Source organism: Streptomyces spectabilis (genome assembly GCF_008704795.1).
GTDB classification, from domain to species: Bacteria; Actinomycetota; Actinomycetes; order Streptomycetales; family Streptomycetaceae; genus Streptomyces; species Streptomyces spectabilis.
The window spans coordinates 41,175-61,453 of sequence record NZ_CP023690.1 but is presented as its reverse complement, the minus strand read 5'-3'; the positions used below and the strand labels follow the sequence as shown (position 1 = coordinate 61,453).

The following is a 20,279-nucleotide window of genomic DNA, read 5'->3' as shown; positions in this document are numbered from 1 at the left end:
AAGAGGCGGCACGCGTAAGGGAGTTGGGGGTCAGGCGGTGGGGGCGGTGGCGGGGGCGGTGGGGGTCTGGCCGTCGCGGAGCATGCGGGTGATCTCCACGCGGCGGACCTTCCAGGTGGAGGTGCGCGGCACGTCGGCGAAGGGCCAGTGCAGGGGGGCGGCCAGGGCGGGCAGTCCGGCGGTGGCCTGTCGCCAGCGGTCCTCGTCGAGGGGGGCGTCGCGGCGGGTGCAGATCACGGGCACGGGGGTGTCGTCGGCGCCGGGCACGATGATGACTTCGAGGAGTTCGTCCAGGCGGGACATCAGGACGTCCTCGAGTTCGAGGTTGCTGTCGATGGTGTCGATCTGGTCGATCTCGCGGTCGATGAGGCGGAGTCTGCCGCCGCGGTGCAGGGAGCCCATGTCGCCCAGGCGCCACCAGCCGTCGTGGCGCTGCTTTTGGTAGCGCTCGTCCTCGCCGAGGTAGGTCATGATCGTGCCGCGGCCGCGCAGTTCGAGGTGGCCGGCCCGGCCGCGCGGGACGGGGCGGCCGTTGTCGTCGACGGCGCGCAGCTTGATGAAGCCGGGCAGGACGAAGCCGACGTCGCGGCCGTCGTTCTTCTCGGCGCTCTTGCGGGTGTACCAGGCGCCGGAGATGGGGCCGGTCTCGCTCTGTCCGTAGAGCTGGACCAGCAGGGGGCGGCGGCGGTGGGAGGCGGCGAGCAGGCGCTGGATGGTGCGGGGGTGGATGGCGTCGAAGGTGCTGCTGTAGTAGCGGACGCTGGAGAGCGGGGCGCCGGGGGCGTCGGCGAGGTCTTCCCACTGGATGAAGTTGTTGGGGTGGGTCTCCACCAGGCCGGGGCGGGTGCGGGTGAAGATCGGGCCGACCGTGTCGGGGTCGGGGTCGGTGAGGATGACCAGCGGGTTGCCGTAGTTCAGGAACACGCCCAGCGAGTGGTAGAAGCGGGAGTGGACGTAGCTCATGGCGAGCGCGACGGTCTCCTTCCTTCGGATGGGCCAGGCGATGAGCTGCTGGGGCAGCAGCCGGTGGAAGAGGGCGCGGGCGTTGTGGACCATGAGCTTGTTGACGCCGGTGGTGCCGGAGCTGTGGGTGATCAGGGCGGTCTGGCGGCGGTGCAGGCGCACCGGCTCGCGGCGGGGGGCGTCGGTGATGTCGGCGAGCAGGCGCAGCCGGCCGTGGGCGGCGGTGCCGGCCAGGACGGTGTCGCGCACCAGCGCGCTCAGGTCGGTGCCGCTGAGGGGGCCGGAGAGTTTGGCGGCGTCGCTGACCAGCCAGGGCTGCTCCAGGCGGTGCAGGAGCTGGGCGGTGACGTCGCCGCTCAGGGCGGCGGACAGGACGACGGGGACGGCGCCGATGCGGGCGGTGGCGGCGGCCAGCAGGGCGATGTCGAAGTTGTCGTCCTTGTGGATGGCGACGCGTTCGGTGGGGCGGATGCCCACGTGCCACAGCCGGGCGGCGAGGTCGTCGACGAGGTCGGCCAGGGAGCGGTAGGTCAGGTCGGTGCCGGCGTGGGGGAAGGTGGCCAGGGGCTGGTCGAGGGTGACGGGCACGGGCCCGTGCTTCTCGGCGGCCTTCTCCCACAGCAGGCCGAGGTAGAAGGCCTTTTCGGGCAGGGCGAGCCTGGGCATGAGGGGTGTCCTTTCGTGGCGGCCGGGGGCGGCCGGGGGGTCGGTCAGCGGGCGGTGGCGGCGGTGGTGGTGCGGATCAAAAAGCGCTGGAGCTTGCCGGTGGCGGTGCGCGGCAGGGAGTCGACGAACTGCACGCTGCGCGGCACTTTGAAGGGGGCCAGGCGGGTGCGGGCCAGGGCGGTCAGTTCGGCTTCCAGGCCGTCGGCGTGTTGGGGGTGGTGGGGGACGACGAAGGCGCGGAGTTTGGTGGCGCCGTCGGCGTTGGGCAGGGAGGCGACGGCGACGTCGCGCACGGCCGGGTGGGCGGCGAGGACTTCTTCGACCTCGGTGGGGGAGATGGTGATGCCGCCGACCATCTCCAGGTCGTCGGCGCGGCCGCGGTGGGTGTAGGTGCCGTCGGGGTTGCGTACGGCGCGGTCGCGGGTGGCCAGCCAGCCGTCGACGAGGGTGCGGGCGGTTTCCTCGGGCCGGTTGAGGTAGTGGGGCATGAGGGTGGGGCCGCGGACCCACAGGTCGCCTTCGGTGCCGTCGGGTACCGGGGTGTGGTGGCGGTCGCGCAGCTGGAGTTCGAAGCCGGGCACGGGGGTGCCGACGGTGCCGGGGGTGTGGCGGGTGAGGCTGTTGGAGCTGAAGGCGTGGCCGGCTTCGGTGGAGCCGAGCTGGTCCAGGACGGGGGCCTCCAGGTGGGCGGTGATGCGGGCGGCCAGGGCGGGGCTGAGGCGTTCGCCGGCGGAGACGGCGGCGCGCAGGCGGCTGAAGGCGGCCGCATCGCCGTGGCTGAGCAGGGCGGCGTAGGCGGAGGGGACCGCGTGCAGGTGGGTGACGTGGTGGCGGGCGGCCAGGGCGGCGATGGCCGCGGGGCGGGGCGGGGCGGGCAGCAGGACGGCGGAGCCGCCCGAGTACAGGGGGAAGGCCAGGGAGTTGCCCAGGCCGTAGGCGAAGAACAGTTTGGAGACGGACAGGTTGACGTCGCTCTCGCCGATGTCCAGGAGCTGGGCGCCGGCGCCGGTGTAGTAGCGCTCGGGGTCGCTCTGGCGGTGGATGACGCCTTTGGGGGCGCCGGTGGTGCCGGAGGTGTACTGGATGTAGAGGGCGTGGCCGGGGTCGAGGTCGGCGGGCCGGGCGGGCGGTGCGGCGGCGGCCCGGTGCAGGAGTTCCTCGCCGGTGAGGTGGGCCAGGGCGGTGAAGCGGGGGGCGAGGGGGGCGTCGGTGAGGGCCAGGCGGGGGCGGGCGTCGGCCACGATGTGGGCGTGTTCGCCTGCGGCCAGGTGGGGGTTGGCCAGGACGGCGACGCCGCCGAGGCGGGCGGTGGCCAGGAACGCGGTGATCCAGGCGACGGTGTCGGGCAGGGCGATCAGGACGCGGGTGCCGGGGCCGATGCCGGCGCCGGCCAGGACGGTGGCGGCCTGGGCGGCCAGGCGGTGCAGGCGGCCGTGGGTGAGGGTGTGGCCGTCCTCGTGGTAGGCGGGCCGCTGGAGCCACCTGTTGCGGGCGGCCCGGCGGGCCAGGTCTGCGGCCATGTTCATGGCGGGTGGGGTTCCTGTTCTGGGTGTGCGCCGCGCCCCTTCGGGGGGCGGGCCGGGGGCGGCGCGGGGGTGGCGGGGGCGGGGGCCAGGGCGGGTGCTGCCGGGGGGCCTTGGCCCCGGGCGGGGGGCGGGGCGGGGCTCAGACCGCGGCCGGCACGTCGGGCACCTCCGCGGGCTCGGGCGCCGCGTCCGGCCCGGCCGTGCCGGGGGTGTGCGGGGCGGGGGCGGTGTGGTGCAGGGCGCGCAGCGGGGCGGCGGCCTTCAGGAGCATTTCCTGGTACTCGTCCTCGGCGTCGGAGTCCAGGACGATGGCGCCGCCGGCGCCGATGCGCCACTGGTCGCCGATGCGCACGGCGGTGCGGATGACGATGTTCAGGTCGGCGGTGCCGTTGGTGGACAGCCAGCCGATGGAGCCGGAGTAGACGCCGCGGGCCTCGGTCTCCAGGGACTCGATGATCTCCATGGTGCGGCGCTTGGGGGCGCCGGTCATGGAGCCGCCGGGGAAGCAGGCGCGCACGGCGTCGATGGCGTCGGTGTCCTCGCGCAGGGTGCCGCGGATGGTGGAGACGAGCTGGTGGACGGTGCGGTAGCTCTCGGTGGCCATCAGGCGGGGCACGTGCACGGATCCGACCTTGCTGACGCGGCCGAGGTCGTTGCGGAGCAGGTCGACGATCATGAGGTTCTCGGCGCGGGTCTTGGCGCTGTCGGTCAGGGAGTCGCGCAGCCGGCGGTCCTCGCGGGGGTCGTCGCTGCGCGGGACGGTGCCCTTGATCGGTTTGGTTTCGACGGTGCCGGTGCGGTCGATGGTCAGGAAGCGTTCGGGGGAGGAGCCGGCGATCTCGACGTCGTCGCCCAGGCGCAGGTAGGAGGCGTAGGGGGCGGGGTTGACGTGGCGCAGGGTGCGGTAGAAGTCCAGGCCGCTGCGGGGGGCGGCCGGTGCCCAGGCGGCGTTGGTGAGGCAGACTTCGTAGCTTTCGCCGGCGCGCAGCTGCTGGTGGATGTCGGCGATGCGGGCGGCGTAGGCGTCGGCGTCGTGGACCAGCCAGGGCTCGACGGGGGCGGTGCTGGGCTCGGCGGCAGGGGAGGGCCGGCGCGGGGGCAGGGCCAGCAGGGCCGCGGCGGTCGCCTCCAGCCAGCGCACGGCGTCCTCGGCGCCGCCCGCCCCGTGGCTGCGGCCGGTGCGGCTGAGGGCGGCCAGGTAGGTGGTGTTGTCGTGGTGGTCGACGGCGATGAAGCGGTCGGCGAAGAGCCAGACGGCGTCCGGGGTGGGGGCGCGGTGCTTGTTGGTGGCGCCCAGGTCGCCCTTGAGTTCGTAGCCGAAGTAGCCGACGTAGCCGCCGGTGAAGTCGAAGGGCAGGTGGGGGGCGGTGGTCTGACGGGTGCGCAGTTCGCTTTGCAGGTAGTCGAAGACGGTGCCGGGCACGTGCCGGGTGGCGGCGCCGGTGGGGGTGACCTCGACGTGGCCCTGGCCGGTGCGGTAGCGCACGGTCTCGGCCAGGGGCCCCGAGGCGTCGCCGAAGAAGGAGAACCGGGCGCGGCCGGCCTCGGCCAGGGCGCTGTCGAGCCAGAACACCGGGGCGTCGGTGGTGCCGTAGAGGTGGGTGAAGGCGCTCTCGGTGTCGATCTCCTTTTCCAGGATGCGCAGGTGCAGCTGGTAGGGCGCGCCCGCGGCGGGGGCGGCGGCCCGCTGCGCGGCGTCGGCGGCGGTGTCGGTGGTGTCGGTGGTGTCGGTGGTGTCGGCGGGGGTGGCGGGCCGGGGGGCGGTGTGCGGGTGGCGGGCCTGGTGGGCGAGGGTCAGGTCGCGGAAGTTGGCGAGCATCTGGTGGCCGTACTGGGTGGAGACCGACTCGGGGTGGAACTGCACGCCCCACAGCGGCCGTTCGCGGTGGCGCACGGCCATGATCACGCCGTCCTCGGCCCAGGCGGTGGCCTCCAGGGCGGCGGGCAGCGGCTCGGCGATGGCCAGGGAGTGGTAGCGCACGGCGGTGAAGTCCTGCGGCAGGTCGGCGAAGACCTCCCGGGCGGTGTGGGTGACCTGGCTGAGGTAGCCGTGGCGGGCCTGGGGGGCGCGGGTGATGAGCGCGCCCGCGGCGGCGGCGATGCCCTGGTGGCCCAGGCACACGCCCAGGACGGGGATGGTCGCGCGTTCGATGATGCGGGCGCTGGCGCCGAAGTCCTCGGCGCGGCCGGGGTGGCCGGGGCCGGGGGAGATCACGACGTTGTCGTAGGCGCTGAGGTCGAGGTCGGCGGCGCCGGGGGCGTCGTTGGTCACCACGTCGGGTTCTTCGCCGTTGACCTCGGCGATGAGCTGGAAGAGGTTGTAGGTGTACGAGTCGTAGTTGTCGATCAGGAGGGTCTTCATCACGGCTCCGTCGGGCGCGGGCAGGAAGGGGGGCGGGGGCGGGTCAGCCGCGGGCGATCAGGTCGGCGGCCGTCCGGGCGAGCAGGCGGGCCTGGTCGTCGTTGAGCCGCGGGTCGCACAGCGTGCGGTAGGCGCGTGAGAGGCCCTGCTCGCTGCGCGGGCCGCCGGCGCCCAGGCACTCGGTGACGCGGTCGCCGGCGACCTCCAGGTGCAGGCCGCCGGGCCACTGCCCGGCGCGGTGCAGGATCTCGATGAACGCGGCTGTCTCGGCGGTGATGGCGTCCATGTGGCGGGTCTTGTGGCCGGTGGCGGCGGTGAAGGTGTTGCCGTGCATGGGGTCGGATGCCCACACCACCTGGTGTCCTGCCTCGGCGACGGTGCGGATGAGCTCGGGCAGCAGTTCGCGGACGCCGGCCGCGCCGAGGCGGGCGATGAGGGTCAGGCGGCCGGGGCGGCGGTGCGGGTCGAGCCGGTGGCACAGGGCGATCAGGTCGCTGCGGCTGATGCCGGGTCCGATCTTGACGGCGACGGGGTTGGCGATGTGGGCCAGCAGGGCGATGTGGGCGCCGTCGGCCTGGCGGGTGCGGTCCCCGACCCAGGGCAGGTGGGTGGAGAGCAGGTAGTCCTCGCCGGTGCGCGGATCGCGGCGCACGAAGGGCTCCTCGTAGTCGAGCAGCAGGGCCTCGTGGCTGGTCCACAGTCCGGTGCGGCGCCAGCCGTCCTCGGTGCGGTGGGTGCGTCCGTAGTCGTCCAGGACGGCGCGCAGGGTGCCGTCCCAGGAGCGCGGGCGGCGGGTGCTGATGTGGGCGGCCGAGAGCGGGGTGAGGTCGGAGGCGGCGCGGTGGGCGATGATGTGCAGTTCGCTGAGCAGGGCGCGGGCGCTGTGGTAGCCGGCCAGCAGGCGCCGCGGGTCGGGGATGCGGGCGGCCGGGTCGGCGTCGGGGGCGTTCACGTTCAGGCCGCGGAAGACGGGCAGGGCGCGGCCGCCGACGATCTCCTCGGGCTTGGAGCGGGGCTTGGCGTACTGCCCGGCGATGCGGCCCACCGTCATGGTGGGCAGTTCCAGGCGGTCGCTGATGATCTCGGCCATCTCGCCCAGGACGCGGTGCTTGCCCTGCAGGGCGGCCACGCCCATGGCGCCGGTGGGCTCCGCGCAGTCGCCGGCCTGCAGCAGGAAGGCCTGGTGCGCGCTGACGTCGGCGAGGGCGGCGCCGGCCTGGCGCACGTCGGCGGCGGCGGTCAGTGCGGGCAGGCGGGCCAGTTCACCGGTGACGTCGGCGACGGCGGCGGGGTCCGGCCAGGGCGGCTGCTGGGCGGCGGGCAGGCCGCGCCAGGGTGGGGCGGTCAGGGTGGTGGTGCGGGCCGGGGGTGCGGGTGCGATCAGTGGCATGGCGGGTCGTCTCATTTCGGAAGGAAAAGGGGGGGCCGTGGGCACGGGGTGTGCCGCGGGCGGCGGGCGCGGGCGGGCGGGCGGTGCGGGGGTCGGGGCCGGTGCCGTCAGCGGGGCGGGGCACCGGCCGGTGCGGACGGGGGGGAGGGGGTCAGGTGGCGTGGATGAGGGCTTTGGGTTCGAGGAGGAATCCGGCGAGGCTGCCGTCGTGGGGCAGTTCGGGGCGTGAGAGCCAGGGCCGGACGTCCCCGGTGGTGACCTTGCGGACGCTCGGTTCGCGCAGGAGTTCCTCGGCCAGGCGGGTGTGGCGGCCGTTGAGGCTGACCACCAGGGAGTCGCGCAGGGGGGCGGTGCCGTGTTCCTCGCGCCAGGGGGCGACGACGACGAAGGGGAAGGGCAGTTCGGTGCCGAGCAGGGCGTGGTGCGGGTCGTCCACGGAGATCACCAGCGGGCGCAGGACGACGCTGGTGTCGGGAAGGACGCTCAGCGGGCCGTCCGGGTACAGCGCGCTGGAGTGGTCGGTGCCCTGGGCGGCGAGGTCGGCGAGGTAGGGGGCAAGCGCCTCGGCGTTGGTCTTGGTGGTGGCGGGCAGCAGTGCCTTCGCCGAGGTGACGGGGTGCACGTCGAGGGCGGCCAGGCGCCGGGCCAGGGCGTCGGCGAGTTCGCCGGCGTCGCCGGAGGTGAGGACGGCGGAGATGTTGTTGCAGCGCACGCCGCCGTCGTCGGCGATCCACCGGGTGAGGCTGTCGGGCAGGGCGGCGGCACTGGCGGCGTCCACCAGGGCCTTGCTGCGGCCGGGGCCGCGCACCAGGATGTCGCGCCGGTTGCCGTAGCGGGCGGCCGCGTCCGGGCCGCCGTAGACGATGCCCAGGTCGGCCTGGTCGAGCAGGTGGTCGCCCAGGTCGTGGCCGCCGGGCAGGAAGGCGAGCCGGTGCGGGGGCAGTCCGGCCCGGAGCAGGGCGGCGGTGAGCCGGCGGGGGGTGAAGGGGTCCTTGCTGCCGGGGCGCAGCAGCACGCTGTAGCCGAGCGAGAGGGCGCGCACCCAGGTGACGTTGGGCTCGGGGTGGTTGTTGGGCACGACGACGGCCAGGACCTTCCCGCGCGGCACCCAGTGGCGGGCGAAGCCGCCCTCGGCGAAGGGGGCGGGCAGCTCGGCGGAGTTGAGGTCCTCGATGCGGGCCAGGGCGGCGCGGATGGAGGCGGTGGCGCGCTCGACGGCGGCGCGCGGGGAGCCGGTGGCCGCCGCGACCCGCCGCTGGTACTCCGCGGGGCTCTCGCCGTCCAGGGCGGCGGTGGCGAACAGCTCCCCGGCGGCGGCGAACAGCTCCGCCGCGGGGGCGGGGGCGCCGGCGTGGGCGCGCACCCGCTGCACGGCGGCCTGGGCGAGCAGGCGCGGGGCCAGGCCGACCTCGGCGACCACCTGGCCGTCCACGCCCGTCAGTTCGGCCGTGTCGCGGCTGTCGACCTCGCTGCCGGCGATGACCGGGTTGAGCCGGACGACGGCGGGCGGGGCGGTCACGGGGGGTGTCATCAGTAGACCCCCTCGATGACGCGGGTGCCGCCCTGGGAGGGCAGCGGGGCGATGTCGGCGAGCCCGTCGACGGTGTCGCCGGGCGCGGGGCGGACCCGGATCGCGGTGTCCCGCTCCAGCACGTTGGGCAGGAACATGTCGCGGCTGAGCAGGTGCACCAGGACCTGGCCGCGCTCGCCGTAGGCCACCGGCGCCCCGCCCGGGCCGTCGACGAGCTCGACCACGGACTGCGGGAAGAACGGCCGGAAGACGGCCGGGTGGACGTCGCCGTCCTGGCGGGGGCGCTGCGGGGCGATGCCCATCAGGGTGTTGCCGTAGATGGCGGCGATGCGCGCCCGCGGGAAGAACGTCTCCTCCAGCTGGCGCAGCGACTCCGCGCTGATGGACGTGCCCGCCCACACGATGCCCTCCAGGCCGGCCGCGAGCCGCTCGTACAGCTCGGGCCGGGCCACCAGCGCCTCCAGGACCGGCGGGGTGATGAACAAGACCTTGATGTCCTGGGACTGCACGATCAGCTCGACCTGGTCCAGGAGGTAGGAGCGGTACTCGCCGGCCAGGTCGGTGCGGCCGGAGCCCAGCAGGCGCTTGACCCAGCGCGGGTCGAAGTCGACCGTGAAGGCCACCCCGCCGCGGCTCTGCGCCAGCTGGCGGATGGTGCGCCCCACGACGTGCGGCCCGGTGGGGCCCACGTGCAGCCAGTTGCCGGTGGCGGGGAAGCCGTGGGCGTCCAGGACGGTGCTGACCCAGTCGACGTTCAGGCCGCGCGAGGCGCTGTCGACGACGCGCTTGGGGGCGCCGAGGGTGCCGCCGGACTCGAAGACCTCGAAGGGCGGCCCGGTGTGCCCGGCCGGGATCAGGTCCTCCACGGCCACGGTGCGCAGCTGGTCACTGAGGTCGGGGAAGCGGCGCAGGTCGGCCAGGGTGCGGATGTCGCGGACCGGGTCGAAGCCGAGGGCGGGGGCGGTGCGCAGCCAGAACGGCGAGCCGGTCGCGGCGCCGAAGTGCCAGCGCAGCGTCTGGCGCAGATGGGTGTCGGCATCGGTGCCCAGGGGGCTCAAGGGGGCGTGCGGGAGCAGTGCGGTCATGGTGGGTTCAGCCCATTCGTCAGGGTGGGGTGGAAACGGTGCAGGCCTGAGCCGGTGGCGCGCTCAGGCCTGGGCGGGCATCGCGGGCAGGGAGGTGCGGCCAGGGGAAGCGCACCCATAAATAGCTTTCAGAAAAGCTTTCTTGATGTCAAGAGTTGGCCGCGATACGAGGCGAACTGGGCATCACCGAACCGTCAACAACCCCCACAAGTACGGAGGTTCAGCACCGAGGGCTCGTTGAAGAGCGGATGGACTCACAGGGTTCAGACGCTTTCAGAAAAGCTTCTTCGCGGTGTCGGCCACGCCCGGCCGGCCGCGCGGCAGCCCCCCGGCACACCCCCGTATCCCCGGCCCACCGGCCCAACGGGCCTACGACACCAGCGCGGTGACGGACCGTCACCACCCCGGGCGGGGCACACCCGGCAGCGCCAAGGGAACAGGCGCTCCGGCCCGCCCCGCCACGATGGCTGCGACAGTGGGAAGTCGCGCTTCCCCCGCCACCGGAACCCTTCCTACCGTGCAGGGCATGACCACTGCCGAGTCCTCCCCCCGCCTGAAGCTGTCCGAGCTGGCCCCCCAGGTCTACTCCGCCATGGGACGCCTGCACGCCACCGCGGAGAAGGCCGCCCAGGAAGCCGGACTCGAGCACTCCCTGCTCGAACTCATCAAGATCCGCGCCTCGCAGATCAACGGCTGCGCCTTCTGCATCGACATGCACACCCTGGACGCCCGCGCCGCCGGCGAGGGTGAACAGCGCCTGTACGCCCTCAGCGCCTGGGAAGAGACCCCCTTCTTCACCGCCCGCGAACGCGCCGCCCTCGCCCTGACCGAAGCCGTCACCCTCATCCACACCGGCCACGTGCCCGACGACGTCTACCGGGCGGCCCTCAAGGAGTTCAGCGAGGCCGAAGTCGCCCAGGTCATCTGGGCCGCCGCGGTCATCAACGCCTACAACCGCATCGCCATCTCCACCCGCATGGTGCCCGGGAACCACACCCCCAAGGCCTGACCCCGGACCGCGCACCCCCACCGTGCCGCCCGGCACCCCCGGGACCCCGGACCCCGGTCCCGGCCCCGCCGGGCGGCACCCGCGCCGAGCCAAGGGGCCGCAGATGACCCGCCGCACCCCCGGCCACCCCGCCGAACAGCCCGCCCTGCAGCGCGCCCAGCAGTTCGCCGACCCCTTCACCCGGCGCCTGCTCACCCACCGGGGCTCCACCACCGCACTGCTCGAACACCACCTCGGCGCACCCCTGGCCCTGCGCCTGGTGGCCCAGCGGGTCAGACGCACCGGCATGGAAGCCGCCCACCTGCTGCCCCTGCTCGGCCCGCACGCCGACGAGCCCTGGCTGGTGCGCCGCACCGAACTGCGCCACGGCTCCCACGCGGCCGTCTCCCGCAACCTCGTCATGGGCCCCCTGCCCCGCCGCGCCGACCTGTGCACCATCCTCACCAGCGACACCGTCCCCCTGGGCCGGGCCCTGGCCGAACACCGCCTGCCCCAGCGCCGCCGCCTGCTGCGCGTGGGCCGCTCACCCTGGCGCCCCCTGGCCACCAGCGCCGCCTGGCGCGGCTACGTCGTCCACGTCGACGACGAACTGCCCTTCTACGTCGAGGAGTTCTTCCACCCCGCCATCGCCCCGGCCCGCCTGCGCCCCGCCCCGCAGCCCGAGCCCGCCACGGCGGCGGCGTCATGAGCGAGGTCGCCGTCGTCGGCGCCGGCCCCGTGGGCCTGGCCGCGGCCCTCGCCGCCCGCCACCACCGCCTGCCCGTCACCGTCCTGGAAGCCGGCCCCGAACACCGCCCGCGCCCCGGCAGCCGCGCCATCTTCGTGCACCGCGCCACCCTCGACCTGCTCGATACGATCCACCCCGGCCTGGGCGCCACCATCGCCGACGCCGGCCTCGTCTGGCGCACCCGGCGCACCCTGTGGCGCGGCCGGCCCGTCCACACCCGCACCTACCACGGCCCCGCCCACCGCATCCCCTTCACCAGCCTGCCCCAGACCGCGGTGGAGGACCTGCTGCGCACCGCCTGCCACCAGGCGGGCGCCGAGATCTGCTGGGCCCAGCCCGTCACCGACCTGCGCACCACCCACCGCGCCGCCGAACTCATCACCGCCACCGGCTACTGCCACCGCACCCGCTACGTGATCGCCGCCGACGGCGCCCGCTCCACCGTGCGCGCCCGCCTGGGCATCGCCCTTCAGGGCACGACAGCTCCCACCGGCTTCGCCGTGGCCGACCTGACCGGCGAAGCCGGTGGCCTCACCCCCGCCCGGATCTTCCACTACCGCCACCCCGCCGCGGGCGGCCGCAACGTCCTGCTGGTGCCCTTCGCCGGCGGCTGGCGCGTCGACGTCCAGTGCCGCGACGGTGACGAGGCCGCCCGCTGGGCCCAGCGGGCCGCCCACTGGCTGCCCGGCCTGCTGCCCGGCGCCCGCCCCACTGACCTGACCTGGTCCTCCGCCTACCGCTTCCACCAGAAAGTCGCCACCACCTTCACCGACGCCCACCACCGCGTCCTGCTCGCGGGCGAAGCCGCCCACCTGCTGCCCCCCTTCGGCGCGCGCGGCATGAACTCCGGCATCGCCGACGCCGTCGCCGCCGCGGCCGCCATCGCCCGCGCCACCCCCCAGGCGATGGCCGCCTGCGCCCGGGGGCGGCGCGCCGCCGCCCTGGCCAACGCCCGCGCCGCCGGCCGCGCCCTGGACCACCTCCAGGCCGCCCGGCCCCTGCGGCGCACCACCCAGCACGCCGCCGCCCTGCTCGCCCCCCGCCTCCCGCGCGCCGGCCGCTGGCTCGACCACGCCCCCTTCGGCCCGCCCCTGCACACCGTCCCCTACTGACCCCCGCCCCGCCCCCGTACCAGCGGACACCCCGCCCCCACCTCAACCCCCGTACCAGACAGCCGAGTCGCACGACTTGCCACAGTAAATCCCCGTGTGTTGCCCCCCGTCCGCACGCGCACCACGCTGTGCCGCACCGATCCGCCCGAGGAGAACCCCCGTGCTCCACCGTGCTCTTGGCACCACCGGCCCCCAGGTGTCCGCCCTGGGTCTGGGCTGCATGGGCATGTCCGCCCTCTACGGCCCCGCCGACCGCGACGAATCCCTGGCCACCGTCCACGCCGCCCTCGACGCCGGCATCACCCTCCTGGACACCGGCGACTTCTACGGCATGGGCCACAACGAACTGCTCATCCGCGACGCCCTGCGCGCCCACCGCCGCGAAGAGGTCCAGCTGAGCGTGAAGTTCGGCGCCCTGCGCCGCCCCGACGGCACCTTCCTGGGCTACGACGGCCGCCCGGAAGCCGTCCACACATCCCTGGCCTACTCCCTCAAACGCCTGGACACCGACCACATCGACATCTACCGCATCGCCCGCTGCGACCCGCAGGTCCCCATCGAGGACACCGTCGGCGCCATCAGCGAAGCCGTCCAGGCCGGACACGTGCGCCACATCGGCCTGTCCGAAGCCGGCTGCGCCAGCATCCGCCGGGCCGCCGCCGTCGCCCCCATCGCCGACCTGCAGATCGAGTACTCCCTGCTGGGGCGCGGCATCGAGGACCACATCCTGCCGGCCTGCCGCGAACTGGGCATCGCCGTCACCGCCTACGGCGTCCTGGCCCGCGGCCTGATCAGCGACAACTGGCCCCGCAACCGCGCCTTCACCCCCGACGACGTGCGCGGCCACACCCCCCGCTACACCGGCGCCAACGCCGAGTACAACCTCGGCCTCGTCGACACCGTGCGCGCCCTGGCCAAGGACCGCGGCACCACCGTCGCCCAGACGGCCATCGCCTGGGCCCTGGCCAAGGGCCCCGACATCGTGCCCCTGATCGGCGCCCGCACCCGCGAACGCCTGGCCGAGGCCCTCGGCGCCCTGGACGCCCCCCTCACCCCCGAAGAACTCACCCGCATCGAGGAGGCCATCCCCCCCGACGCGGCCCGCGGCGACCGCTACCCGGCCGACCAGATGCCCTACCTCGCCCCCCACACCGCCTGAACCGCCCGCCCCCCACGCGCCCACGGGCCCGCCGGGCACCCCCGCCACCACCCGCACTCCGTACACCGTCACGAAAGGCAGACACCATGCCCACCAGAAGGGCCCTCCTGGGCGCCGGCGCGGGGATCGCCGTCGCCTCCTCCAGCACACTCCTGGTCGGCTCACCCCCGGCCCAGGCACGGCCCCGGCCCCGGCGCGGCCGCGGCACCAACTGGGGCCAGCTGGGCGCAGCCCTCCAGGGCGACCTCGTCCTGCCCGGCGACAGCCGCTACGACCGGGCCCGGCAGCTGGCCTCCGCCCAGTACGACCACCTGCGCCCGCAGGCCGTCGCCTACTGCGAGAACGCCACCGACGTGGCCACCTGCATCCGCTTCGCCCAGGACCACGACATCCACACCGCGATCCGCAGCGGCGGCCACAGCTTCACCGGCTGGTCCACCACCCAGGGCCTGGTCATCAACCTCACCCGCCTCGACGCGGTGCGCACCAGCGGCTCCACCGTCCACGTCGGGCCCGCCACCCAGATGGTCGACGTCGTCACCCAGCTCGCCACCCACGGCCTGGCCGTGCCCGGCGGCTTCTGCCCCACGGTGTGCCCCGGCGGCTTCGTCACCGGCGGCGGCCACGGCTGGCAGCACCGCAAGTACGGGCCCGCCAGCGACCGCCTGGTCGGCGCCCAGGTCGTCCTGGCCGACGGCCGCGTCGTCACCGCCTCCGCCAAACAGAACCCCGACCTGCTGTGGGCCCTGCGCGGGGGAGGGGGCGGCAACTTCGGAGTCATCACCGACTTCGAACTCGCCCCCACCCAGGTGCCCGTCGCCACCACCTTCACCATCACCTGGCCCTGGGACAAGGCCCAGGACATGCTCGTCGGCTACCAGCAGTGGGCGAAGGGCGCCGCCCCCGAACTCGCCCCCGACGCCGTCCTGCTGCTGCCCGACGCCCGCCCCGGCGCCGTGCCCACCGCCATGGTCACCGGCGCCTACCTCGGCACCGCCACCCCCCTCAAGACCCTGCTCGACCAGCTCGTCTCCCTCGTCGGCAGCGCCCCCGCCACCCGCGTCAGCGAGGAACTGCCCTACGACAAGGCGATGATGCAGCGCTTCGGCTGCGCCACCCTCACCCCCACCCAGTGCCACACCAGCGGCACCGCGCCCGGCGCGAGCCTGCCGCGCACCGCCTACACCAAGAACCGCGGCCGCATGTTCGCCCGCCCCCTGCCCGCCGCGGGCCTGAACAACCTGCTGACCGCCTACGAAGCGGACCGCCGCGGCGGACAGACCCGCGTCATCAGCCTGATGGCCCTGGGCGGCAACGCCAACAACGTCGCCCCCGGCGCCACCGCCTACGTCCACCGCGACGCCCAGTTCACCTCCGTGTGCGGCATCGACCTGACCACCCCCCAGCCCACCGCCGCCGAGGAGAAGGCCGCACAGGACTGGGTCGACGGCTGCTTCGCCGCCATCGACCCGCACTCCAACGGCCGCGCCTACGTCAACTACCCCGACCCGAAGCTGCCCGACTTCGCCCAGGCCTACTACGGCACCAACCTGCCCCGCCTCACCCAGGTCAAGCGCCGCTACGACCCCCACGGCTTCTTCCGCTTCCCCCACGCCATCACCCCCTGACCCCCGGCCCGGCCTGGGGGAGGAGGGCAGGCCCTCCCGCTCCAGGCGGGCCCCTGTGCCCTCCACGAACAGGCAGCGCCCCGCCCCCTTCCAACACCGGGGGAGAGCAGCCCCTTTCCCCGCGGAGGGGGGCGGCCGCCCGTGCCCGCCGCGGACGGGCAGCGCCCGCTCCTGCCCGTCCGCGGCGGCGAAGCGCTCCGGTCCCGCCATCCCGGCAGGGGAAGACCGGCCCCTTGCCGCCTCCTTCCCCCGCCGGGGTGGGGGCGGGCCCCGCCGCAGACGCCCGCCCGCCCCGCCGCCCCCGTCCGTCCCGCCCAGCGAGGTGCTCCCATGTCCGAACCCAGCGGCCCCGCCCCCGAGATGGCACCACTGGCCCCGGACCCCGGCCCGCCCCCGCCCGGCGGCGAAGGGCCCGCGGCGGCAGCGGGCCGGGCCGAACCCGCCACCGGCACACCGCCGCGCCCCGACGGCACCCCCGCCCCCGCCCCGGCCGCACCCCCGCCCGCCGAAGAGGCCGCCCGGCCCGCCGGGGAAGCGGCCGAGGCGGCCGAGGACACCGGCCTGCTCGCCCCCGTCCGCGCGGGCGTCCCCGCCGAGGCCGCCGTCACCGACCAGGCCTGGCTGCACGCGATGCTGGCCGCCGAGGCCGCCCTGGCCCGCGCCCAGGCCCGCCTGGGCACCATCCCCGAAAGGGCCGCGGACACCATCACCCGGGCCGCGGCCGCCACCCGCATCGAGCCGCGCCTGCTGGCCCTCGCCTCCCGCGAGACCGCCAACCCGGTCGTGCCGCTGGTCAAGGAGTTCACCCGCGAAGTCGCCGCCCTGGACGCGACGGCTGCCGAGTACGTGCACCGCGGCTCCACCAGCCAGGACATCCTCGACACCGCCACCATGCTGGTCACCGCGCACGCGCTGCGCCTGATCCGCGGCGACCTGCACCGCACCGCCCAGGCCCTGGCCCGCCTCGCCCGCACCCACCGCGACACCCTGGCCACCGCCCGCACCCTGGCCCTGCACGCCCTGCCCACCACCTTCGGCCTGAAGGCCGCCAGCTGGCGCCAGCTCATCCAGGACGCCCTCACCCGCACGGACCGCCTCCTCGACGGCGGCCTGCCCGTCTCCCTCGGCGGCGCCGCGGGCACCCTGGCCGGCTACCTCGAACACGCCACCACCGTCACCGACCCCGCCTCCTACACCGAGGACCTCACCCTGGCCTTCGCCACCGAGACCGGCCTGGCCACCCCCGACCTGCCCTGGCACAGCCTGCGCACCCCCATCGCCGACACCGCCGCCGTCCTGGCCTTCACCGCGGGCGCGCTCGGCAAGTTCGCCATCGACGTACAGACCCTGACCCGCACCGAGATCGGCGAGGTCACCGAGCCCACCCGGCCCGGACGCGGCAGCTCCTCGGCCATGCCCCACAAACGCAACCCCGTGCTGTCCACCCTGATCCGCTCCACCGCCCTGCAGGTGCCCGCGCTCGCCGCCACCCTCTTCCACTGCCTGCTCTCGGAGGACGAGCGCTCCGCCGGCGCCTGGCACGCCGAATGGCAGCCGCTGCGCGAGGCCCTGCGCCTGGTCGGCGGCGCCGCCCACACCGCGGCCGCCCTCGCCGAGGGCCTGCGCACCGACCCCGAGCGGATGCGCCGCAACACCGGCCTCACCCAGGGCCGCATGCTGGCCGAACGCGTGGCCGCCGCCCTCACCCCGCACCTGGGCCGCGCCCGTGCCGGGGCGCTGCTGTCCCAGGCCGCCGACGAGGCCGCCCGCACCGGCCGCACCCTGGCCGAGATCCTGGCCGCCACCGGCGAACTGGCCCCCCACCACGGCCTCGTGGGCCCCCTGCTGGACCCCGCCCACTACACCGGCGCCGCGGCCCCCCTGGTCGACCGCGCCCTGCCGCCGCGGGCGGACAGCTGAGCGACCCACACCCGTACGAGCGCCATCGCCGGTGCCCGGCCCCGCCCCGGGCGCCGGGCCCCTAGCCTGAGGTCTCCGCCACCGCACCGCGCCCGCGCGGGCGCGGTGAACCGCTCACCCAAGGAACCGGAACCTCATTTCGTGGAACTGCACCTGAAGGACAAGGTCTTCCTCGTCACCGGGGCCTCCGCCGGGATCGGTGAGGCCACCGCCCGGCTGCTGGCCGCCGAAGGCGCCCAGGTCGTCACCGTCGCCCGCGCCCCCCACACGATCACCGCCCCCGGCCCCGCGATCCACACCCTGGCCGCCGACGTCACCGACCCCGGCGCCCCCGCCCGCGTCATCGACACCGTCCTTGAGCACCACCGGCGCCTGGACGGCCTGGTGAACAACGTCGGCGGCCTGACCTCGCGCACCGGCTTCCTCGACGTGAGCGACGAACAGTGGCTGCACAGCTTCGAGTTGAACTTCCACTCCGCCGTGCGCATGACCCGCGCCGCCCTGCCCGCCCTGCTCGACGGCCAGGCCGGCTCCCTGGTCCACGTCGCCAGCGAGGCCGCCCGCTTCCCCGACGCCCCCATCGTCGACTACGCCGCCGCCAAGACCGCGCTGCTGTCCGTCTCCAAGACCCTGGCCGCGGAGTTCGGCCCCCGCGGCATCCGCTCCAACGTCGTCTCGCCCGGCCCCACCCGCACCGCCCTGTTCGACGCCCCCGGCGGCTTCGCCGACCAGCTCGCCGCCCGCTTCCAGCGCCCCCGCGAGGAGGCCGTCGACCACTTCGTGCGCGAAGTGCGCCGCCTGCCCACCGGCCGCATCGGCACCCCCGACGACGTCGCCCGCGTCATCGCCTACCTGCTGTCCCCCCTGGCCGGCCAGGTCACCGGCTCCGAATGGCCCGTCGACGGCGGCGCCCTGCGCCAGCTCTGAACACCGCCCGCGCCGCCGCCTATCCGCCCTGCCCACCCGCACCGCTGCCGGGCCCGGCCGGCAGGGCGGTCAGGGCCCGCCACTGCTCGAGCGACCGGATCATGCTGTGACTGACGTGGTCCAGGAGCTGGCCCATCTCCTGCAGCCGCGCCCCGGCGGGCGTGGCGGCGCCCAGCACCCCGACCCCCTCGTGGACGGTCTCGGCGAAGGCGGTGTTGCGCCGCAGATTGCCCACGATGGCCCGGTACATCACGTCGTCGTCGATGACGTACCGGTCGTGCCGCTGCCCCTCCTCGCGCTCGCGCCGCACGATCTCCTGCCGCTCCAGCTGGCCGATGGCCTTGGAGACCGAGGCCGGGCTCACCCGCAGCCGCCGGGCCAGGTCGGCGGAGGTGACGCTGCCGGAGTCGGTGACGCAGATGCAGGCGAGCACCCGCGAGACCATCCCCTGCAGGCCGATGGAGACCAGGAGATGGACCAGGCGCTCCTCGTAGGCGCGCACCGCCTGCCCGTTGCGCCCGTAGTCCTCGCTGCCGGCCGCCGGCAGCGACGGCTGCGGCAGGGCGCCGCCCGCGGGCCGGTCCCGCCGGGCCCGCCGCCCCGCCGCGTGGTGCGCGCGGTCCGCCCGGTACTCGCGGGGCCCGCCGTTGCGCATCACCTCCCGGGTGACGGTCGACGTCGGCCGCTTCAGGTGTTTGGCGATCGCGGTGTACGAAAGCCCGTCGGCCAGGCCCGCCGCGATCTGCCGGCGGTCCTGCTGCGTCAGTCTGTTCCCTGGCATGGCTGGTCACCTCGTGCGCTGGCGTGTGCGGTGGCCAGTGTGCGTTCGAATTCAGCTCGTTGCAAAGCATGAATCAGCCAATCATTGCATTAACCATCAGCCCCTTTGCAAGAATTTCTCCCTCCTGACCTGCGCACTCACCCGCCCGGCAGCCCGCTATTCGTTGACCCGAAAATGAATGCAACATAGCGTTTTCCAGGCGGTGAAGGCCCCGTGAGACGCCCTGCGCGGACCTGCCCTGACACCCACTCACCCCGGCCCGCCCGCCACCGCCATCCCCGCCGGGACAGCGGCCCGCCAGGGCCCCGCACGACGCCCGCGGCGCCCGCCACCGGCGTCACCCGGCGGCGACCGGGCCCCTCCGAAACAAAGGACGAGGACATCGGCATGACCCAGCTCACGGTTGGCCTCATCACGGCACCCCGCGCGACCGGCGACCGGCGCCTGCCCCTGCACCCGCAGCACCTGGCCCGGCTGGAGGCCGGCATCAGCAGCCGGCTGTACGTCGAGACCGGCTACGGCACCGCCTTCGGCGTCAGCGACGACCACCTCGCCCAGGCCTGCGGCGGCATCTGCACCCGCCAGGAGATCTTCGCCGAATGCGACGTGATCCTCGTCCACCACCCCGCCCCCCAGGACCTCACGGACCTGAAGAACGGCCAGATCCTGTGGGCCTACCCGCACCTGGCGGCCCCCGCCGCCCCCGCCCGGCCCCCGGGCCGCCGCCCCGCCCTCCTCACCCCGTCCCGCCCCCACCCGCCCAGACCGGACCACACCCCCCGCCAGGCCCCCGCACACCCGGACGCGATGACGGGCTACTGCTCGGTCACCCACGCCCTGGCCGCCGCCGGCAGAACCGGCCACTGGGGCCCGCCCCTGCACGCGGCCGTCATCGGCGACGGGGCGGCGGCCCAGGGAGCCGTCGACGCCCTGCGGACCCAGAACATCACCCGCATCACCCGCCTCACCACCCGCTTCCCCGGCCCCGGCGCCCCCGAGCACACCGCCCAGCTGGAGACCGACGACACCGGCACCCTCCACGCCGTCCGGACCACCGGCCACCTGCCCCTGGCCGAACTCCTCGCCCGCCACGACATCATCGTCACCTGCGAGCCCCCGCCCGCCGGCGAGCCGCTGACCTTCCTGACCGCCGCCCAGAGTGCCGCCCTCAAGCCGGGCACCCTCATCGTGGACATCCCCGCCGCACCCGAGGCCGGCTTCCCCTGGGCCCACCCCACCACCCTGGCCCACCCCCTGCGCCAGATCACCGCCGGCGTCCAGTACTACGCCGTCCCCGACAGCCCCTCCTACCTGTTCAACTCCGCGACCTGGACCCGCAGCACCGCACTCCTGCCCCACCTCGCCACCGTCGTGGCCGGCCGGGCCCACTGGACCACACCCCCGCCCGGCCACCCGGGACACACCCCGCAAACGACACCGGGCCCCTCACCGCTTCGGTGAGGAGCCCGATACACCAATTCAGAGCGCCCGGC

At 75.0% G+C, this 20,279-nt stretch carries 15 protein-coding genes; 8 read left to right on the top strand and 7 right to left on the bottom strand.

Annotated elements, in window-relative coordinates; all coding sequences use genetic code 11:
- Positions 1 to 30: 30 nt before the first annotated feature.
- The 6 genes from CP982_RS00260 to CP982_RS00235 all read right to left on the bottom strand — a co-directional run bounded on the left by CP982_RS00260 (position 31) and on the right by CP982_RS00235 (position 9,523).
- Positions 31 to 1,629, bottom strand: a complete 1,599-nt coding sequence (locus CP982_RS00260; protein WP_150508582.1) for a class I adenylate-forming enzyme family protein — start codon at positions 1,627 to 1,629, stop codon at positions 31 to 33.
- A gap of 44 nt (positions 1,630 to 1,673) precedes the next feature.
- Entirely contained in the window at positions 1,674 to 3,155 is a 1,482-nt protein-coding gene (locus CP982_RS00255; protein WP_150508581.1) for an AMP-binding protein, read from the bottom strand.
- A gap of 139 nt (positions 3,156 to 3,294) precedes the next feature.
- A complete protein-coding gene (gene pabB, locus CP982_RS00250) occupies positions 3,295 to 5,517 on the bottom strand; it encodes an aminodeoxychorismate synthase component I (RefSeq protein ID WP_150508580.1) in 2,223 nt (740 codons plus the stop codon).
- 43 nt (positions 5,518 to 5,560) lie between these two features.
- Positions 5,561 to 6,907 carry a 3-deoxy-7-phosphoheptulonate synthase gene (locus CP982_RS00245; RefSeq protein WP_184925740.1) on the bottom strand — a complete coding sequence of 449 codons (1,347 nt, stop codon included), beginning with the start codon at positions 6,905 to 6,907 and terminating at the stop codon, positions 5,561 to 5,563.
- A gap of 151 nt (positions 6,908 to 7,058) precedes the next feature.
- Entirely contained in the window at positions 7,059 to 8,438 is a 1,380-nt protein-coding gene (locus CP982_RS00240) for an aldehyde dehydrogenase family protein (RefSeq protein ID WP_150508578.1), read from the bottom strand.
- Entirely contained in the window at positions 8,438 to 9,523 is a 1,086-nt protein-coding gene (locus CP982_RS00235; protein WP_150508577.1) for an AMP-binding protein, read from the bottom strand. Before CP982_RS00235 ends, CP982_RS00240 begins: the two co-directional genes overlap by 1 nt.
- Before the next feature lie 526 nt (positions 9,524 to 10,049).
- Between CP982_RS00235 and CP982_RS00230 the strand changes: the two genes are divergently transcribed.
- The 7 genes from CP982_RS00230 (at position 10,050) to CP982_RS00200 (ending at position 18,005) form a co-directional block, all read left to right on the top strand.
- Positions 10,050 to 10,532: a carboxymuconolactone decarboxylase family protein gene (locus CP982_RS00230; RefSeq protein WP_150508576.1), complete on the top strand. Its 483-nt coding sequence runs from the start codon at positions 10,050 to 10,052 to the stop codon at positions 10,530 to 10,532.
- Positions 10,533 to 10,635: 103 nt separating this feature from the next.
- Entirely contained in the window at positions 10,636 to 11,220 is a 585-nt protein-coding gene (locus tag CP982_RS00225) for a hypothetical protein (protein WP_150508575.1), read from the top strand.
- Positions 11,217 to 12,371, top strand: coding sequence for an FAD-dependent monooxygenase (locus tag CP982_RS00220; RefSeq protein WP_150508574.1), 1,155 nt, complete (start codon positions 11,217 to 11,219; stop codon positions 12,369 to 12,371). The genes CP982_RS00225 and CP982_RS00220 overlap by 4 nt, the downstream gene beginning before the upstream one ends.
- Before the next feature lie 160 nt (positions 12,372 to 12,531).
- Positions 12,532 to 13,530: an aldo/keto reductase gene (locus CP982_RS00215; protein ID WP_150508573.1), complete on the top strand. Its 999-nt coding sequence runs from the start codon at positions 12,532 to 12,534 to the stop codon at positions 13,528 to 13,530.
- A gap of 86 nt (positions 13,531 to 13,616) precedes the next feature.
- Positions 13,617 to 15,158, top strand: a complete 1,542-nt coding sequence (locus CP982_RS42910) for an FAD-binding oxidoreductase (protein ID WP_150508572.1) — start codon at positions 13,617 to 13,619, stop codon at positions 15,156 to 15,158.
- 330 nt (positions 15,159 to 15,488) lie between these two features.
- Positions 15,489 to 17,078, top strand: a complete 1,590-nt coding sequence (locus CP982_RS00205; protein ID WP_229879724.1) for a nitrosuccinate lyase — start codon at positions 15,489 to 15,491, stop codon at positions 17,076 to 17,078.
- Positions 17,079 to 17,219: 141 nt separating this feature from the next.
- Positions 17,220 to 18,005, top strand: coding sequence for an SDR family NAD(P)-dependent oxidoreductase (locus tag CP982_RS00200; protein ID WP_150508571.1), 786 nt, complete (start codon positions 17,220 to 17,222; stop codon positions 18,003 to 18,005).
- 19 nt (positions 18,006 to 18,024) lie between these two features.
- On the opposite strand, the gene CP982_RS00195 is transcribed toward CP982_RS00200, so the two are convergent.
- Positions 18,025 to 18,786, bottom strand: a complete 762-nt coding sequence (locus CP982_RS00195) for a GbsR/MarR family transcriptional regulator (protein ID WP_150508570.1) — start codon at positions 18,784 to 18,786, stop codon at positions 18,025 to 18,027.
- 387 nt (positions 18,787 to 19,173) lie between these two features.
- On the opposite strand from CP982_RS00195, the gene CP982_RS00190 reads away from it, so the two are divergent.
- Entirely contained in the window at positions 19,174 to 20,247 is a 1,074-nt protein-coding gene (locus CP982_RS00190) for a Rossmann-fold NAD(P)-binding domain-containing protein (RefSeq protein WP_150508569.1), read from the top strand.
- Positions 20,248 to 20,279: the final 32 nt, after the last annotated feature.

Bases quoted from the DNA above. Each gene is read 5' to 3' on its own strand.
- CP982_RS00255 (WP_150508581.1), bottom strand. From the start codon at position 3,155: ATGAACATGGCCGCAGACCTGGCCCGCCGGGCCGCCCGCAACAGGTGG.
- CP982_RS00235 (WP_150508577.1), bottom strand. From the start codon at position 9,523: ATGACCGCACTGCTCCCGCACGCCCCCTTGAGCCCCCTGGGCACCGAT.
- CP982_RS42910 (WP_150508572.1), top strand. From the start codon at position 13,617: ATGCCCACCAGAAGGGCCCTCCTGGGCGCCGGCGCGGGGATCGCCGTC.
- CP982_RS00205 (WP_229879724.1), top strand. From the start codon at position 15,489: ATGTCCGAACCCAGCGGCCCCGCCCCCGAGATGGCACCACTGGCCCCG.
- CP982_RS00245 (WP_184925740.1), bottom strand. From the start codon at position 6,907: ATGCCACTGATCGCACCCGCACCCCCGGCCCGCACCACCACCCTGACC.
- CP982_RS00240 (WP_150508578.1), bottom strand. From the start codon at position 8,438: ATGACACCCCCCGTGACCGCCCCGCCCGCCGTCGTCCGGCTCAACCCG.
- pabB (WP_150508580.1), bottom strand. From the start codon at position 5,517: ATGAAGACCCTCCTGATCGACAACTACGACTCGTACACCTACAACCTC.
- CP982_RS00230 (WP_150508576.1), top strand. From the start codon at position 10,050: ATGACCACTGCCGAGTCCTCCCCCCGCCTGAAGCTGTCCGAGCTGGCC.
- CP982_RS00190 (WP_150508569.1), top strand. From the start codon at position 19,174: ATGACCCAGCTCACGGTTGGCCTCATCACGGCACCCCGCGCGACCGGC.
- CP982_RS00195 (WP_150508570.1), bottom strand. From the start codon at position 18,786: ATGCCAGGGAACAGACTGACGCAGCAGGACCGCCGGCAGATCGCGGCG.
- CP982_RS00220 (WP_150508574.1), top strand. From the start codon at position 11,217: ATGAGCGAGGTCGCCGTCGTCGGCGCCGGCCCCGTGGGCCTGGCCGCG.
- CP982_RS00260 (WP_150508582.1), bottom strand. From the start codon at position 1,629: ATGCCCAGGCTCGCCCTGCCCGAAAAGGCCTTCTACCTCGGCCTGCTG.
- CP982_RS00225 (WP_150508575.1), top strand. From the start codon at position 10,636: ATGACCCGCCGCACCCCCGGCCACCCCGCCGAACAGCCCGCCCTGCAG.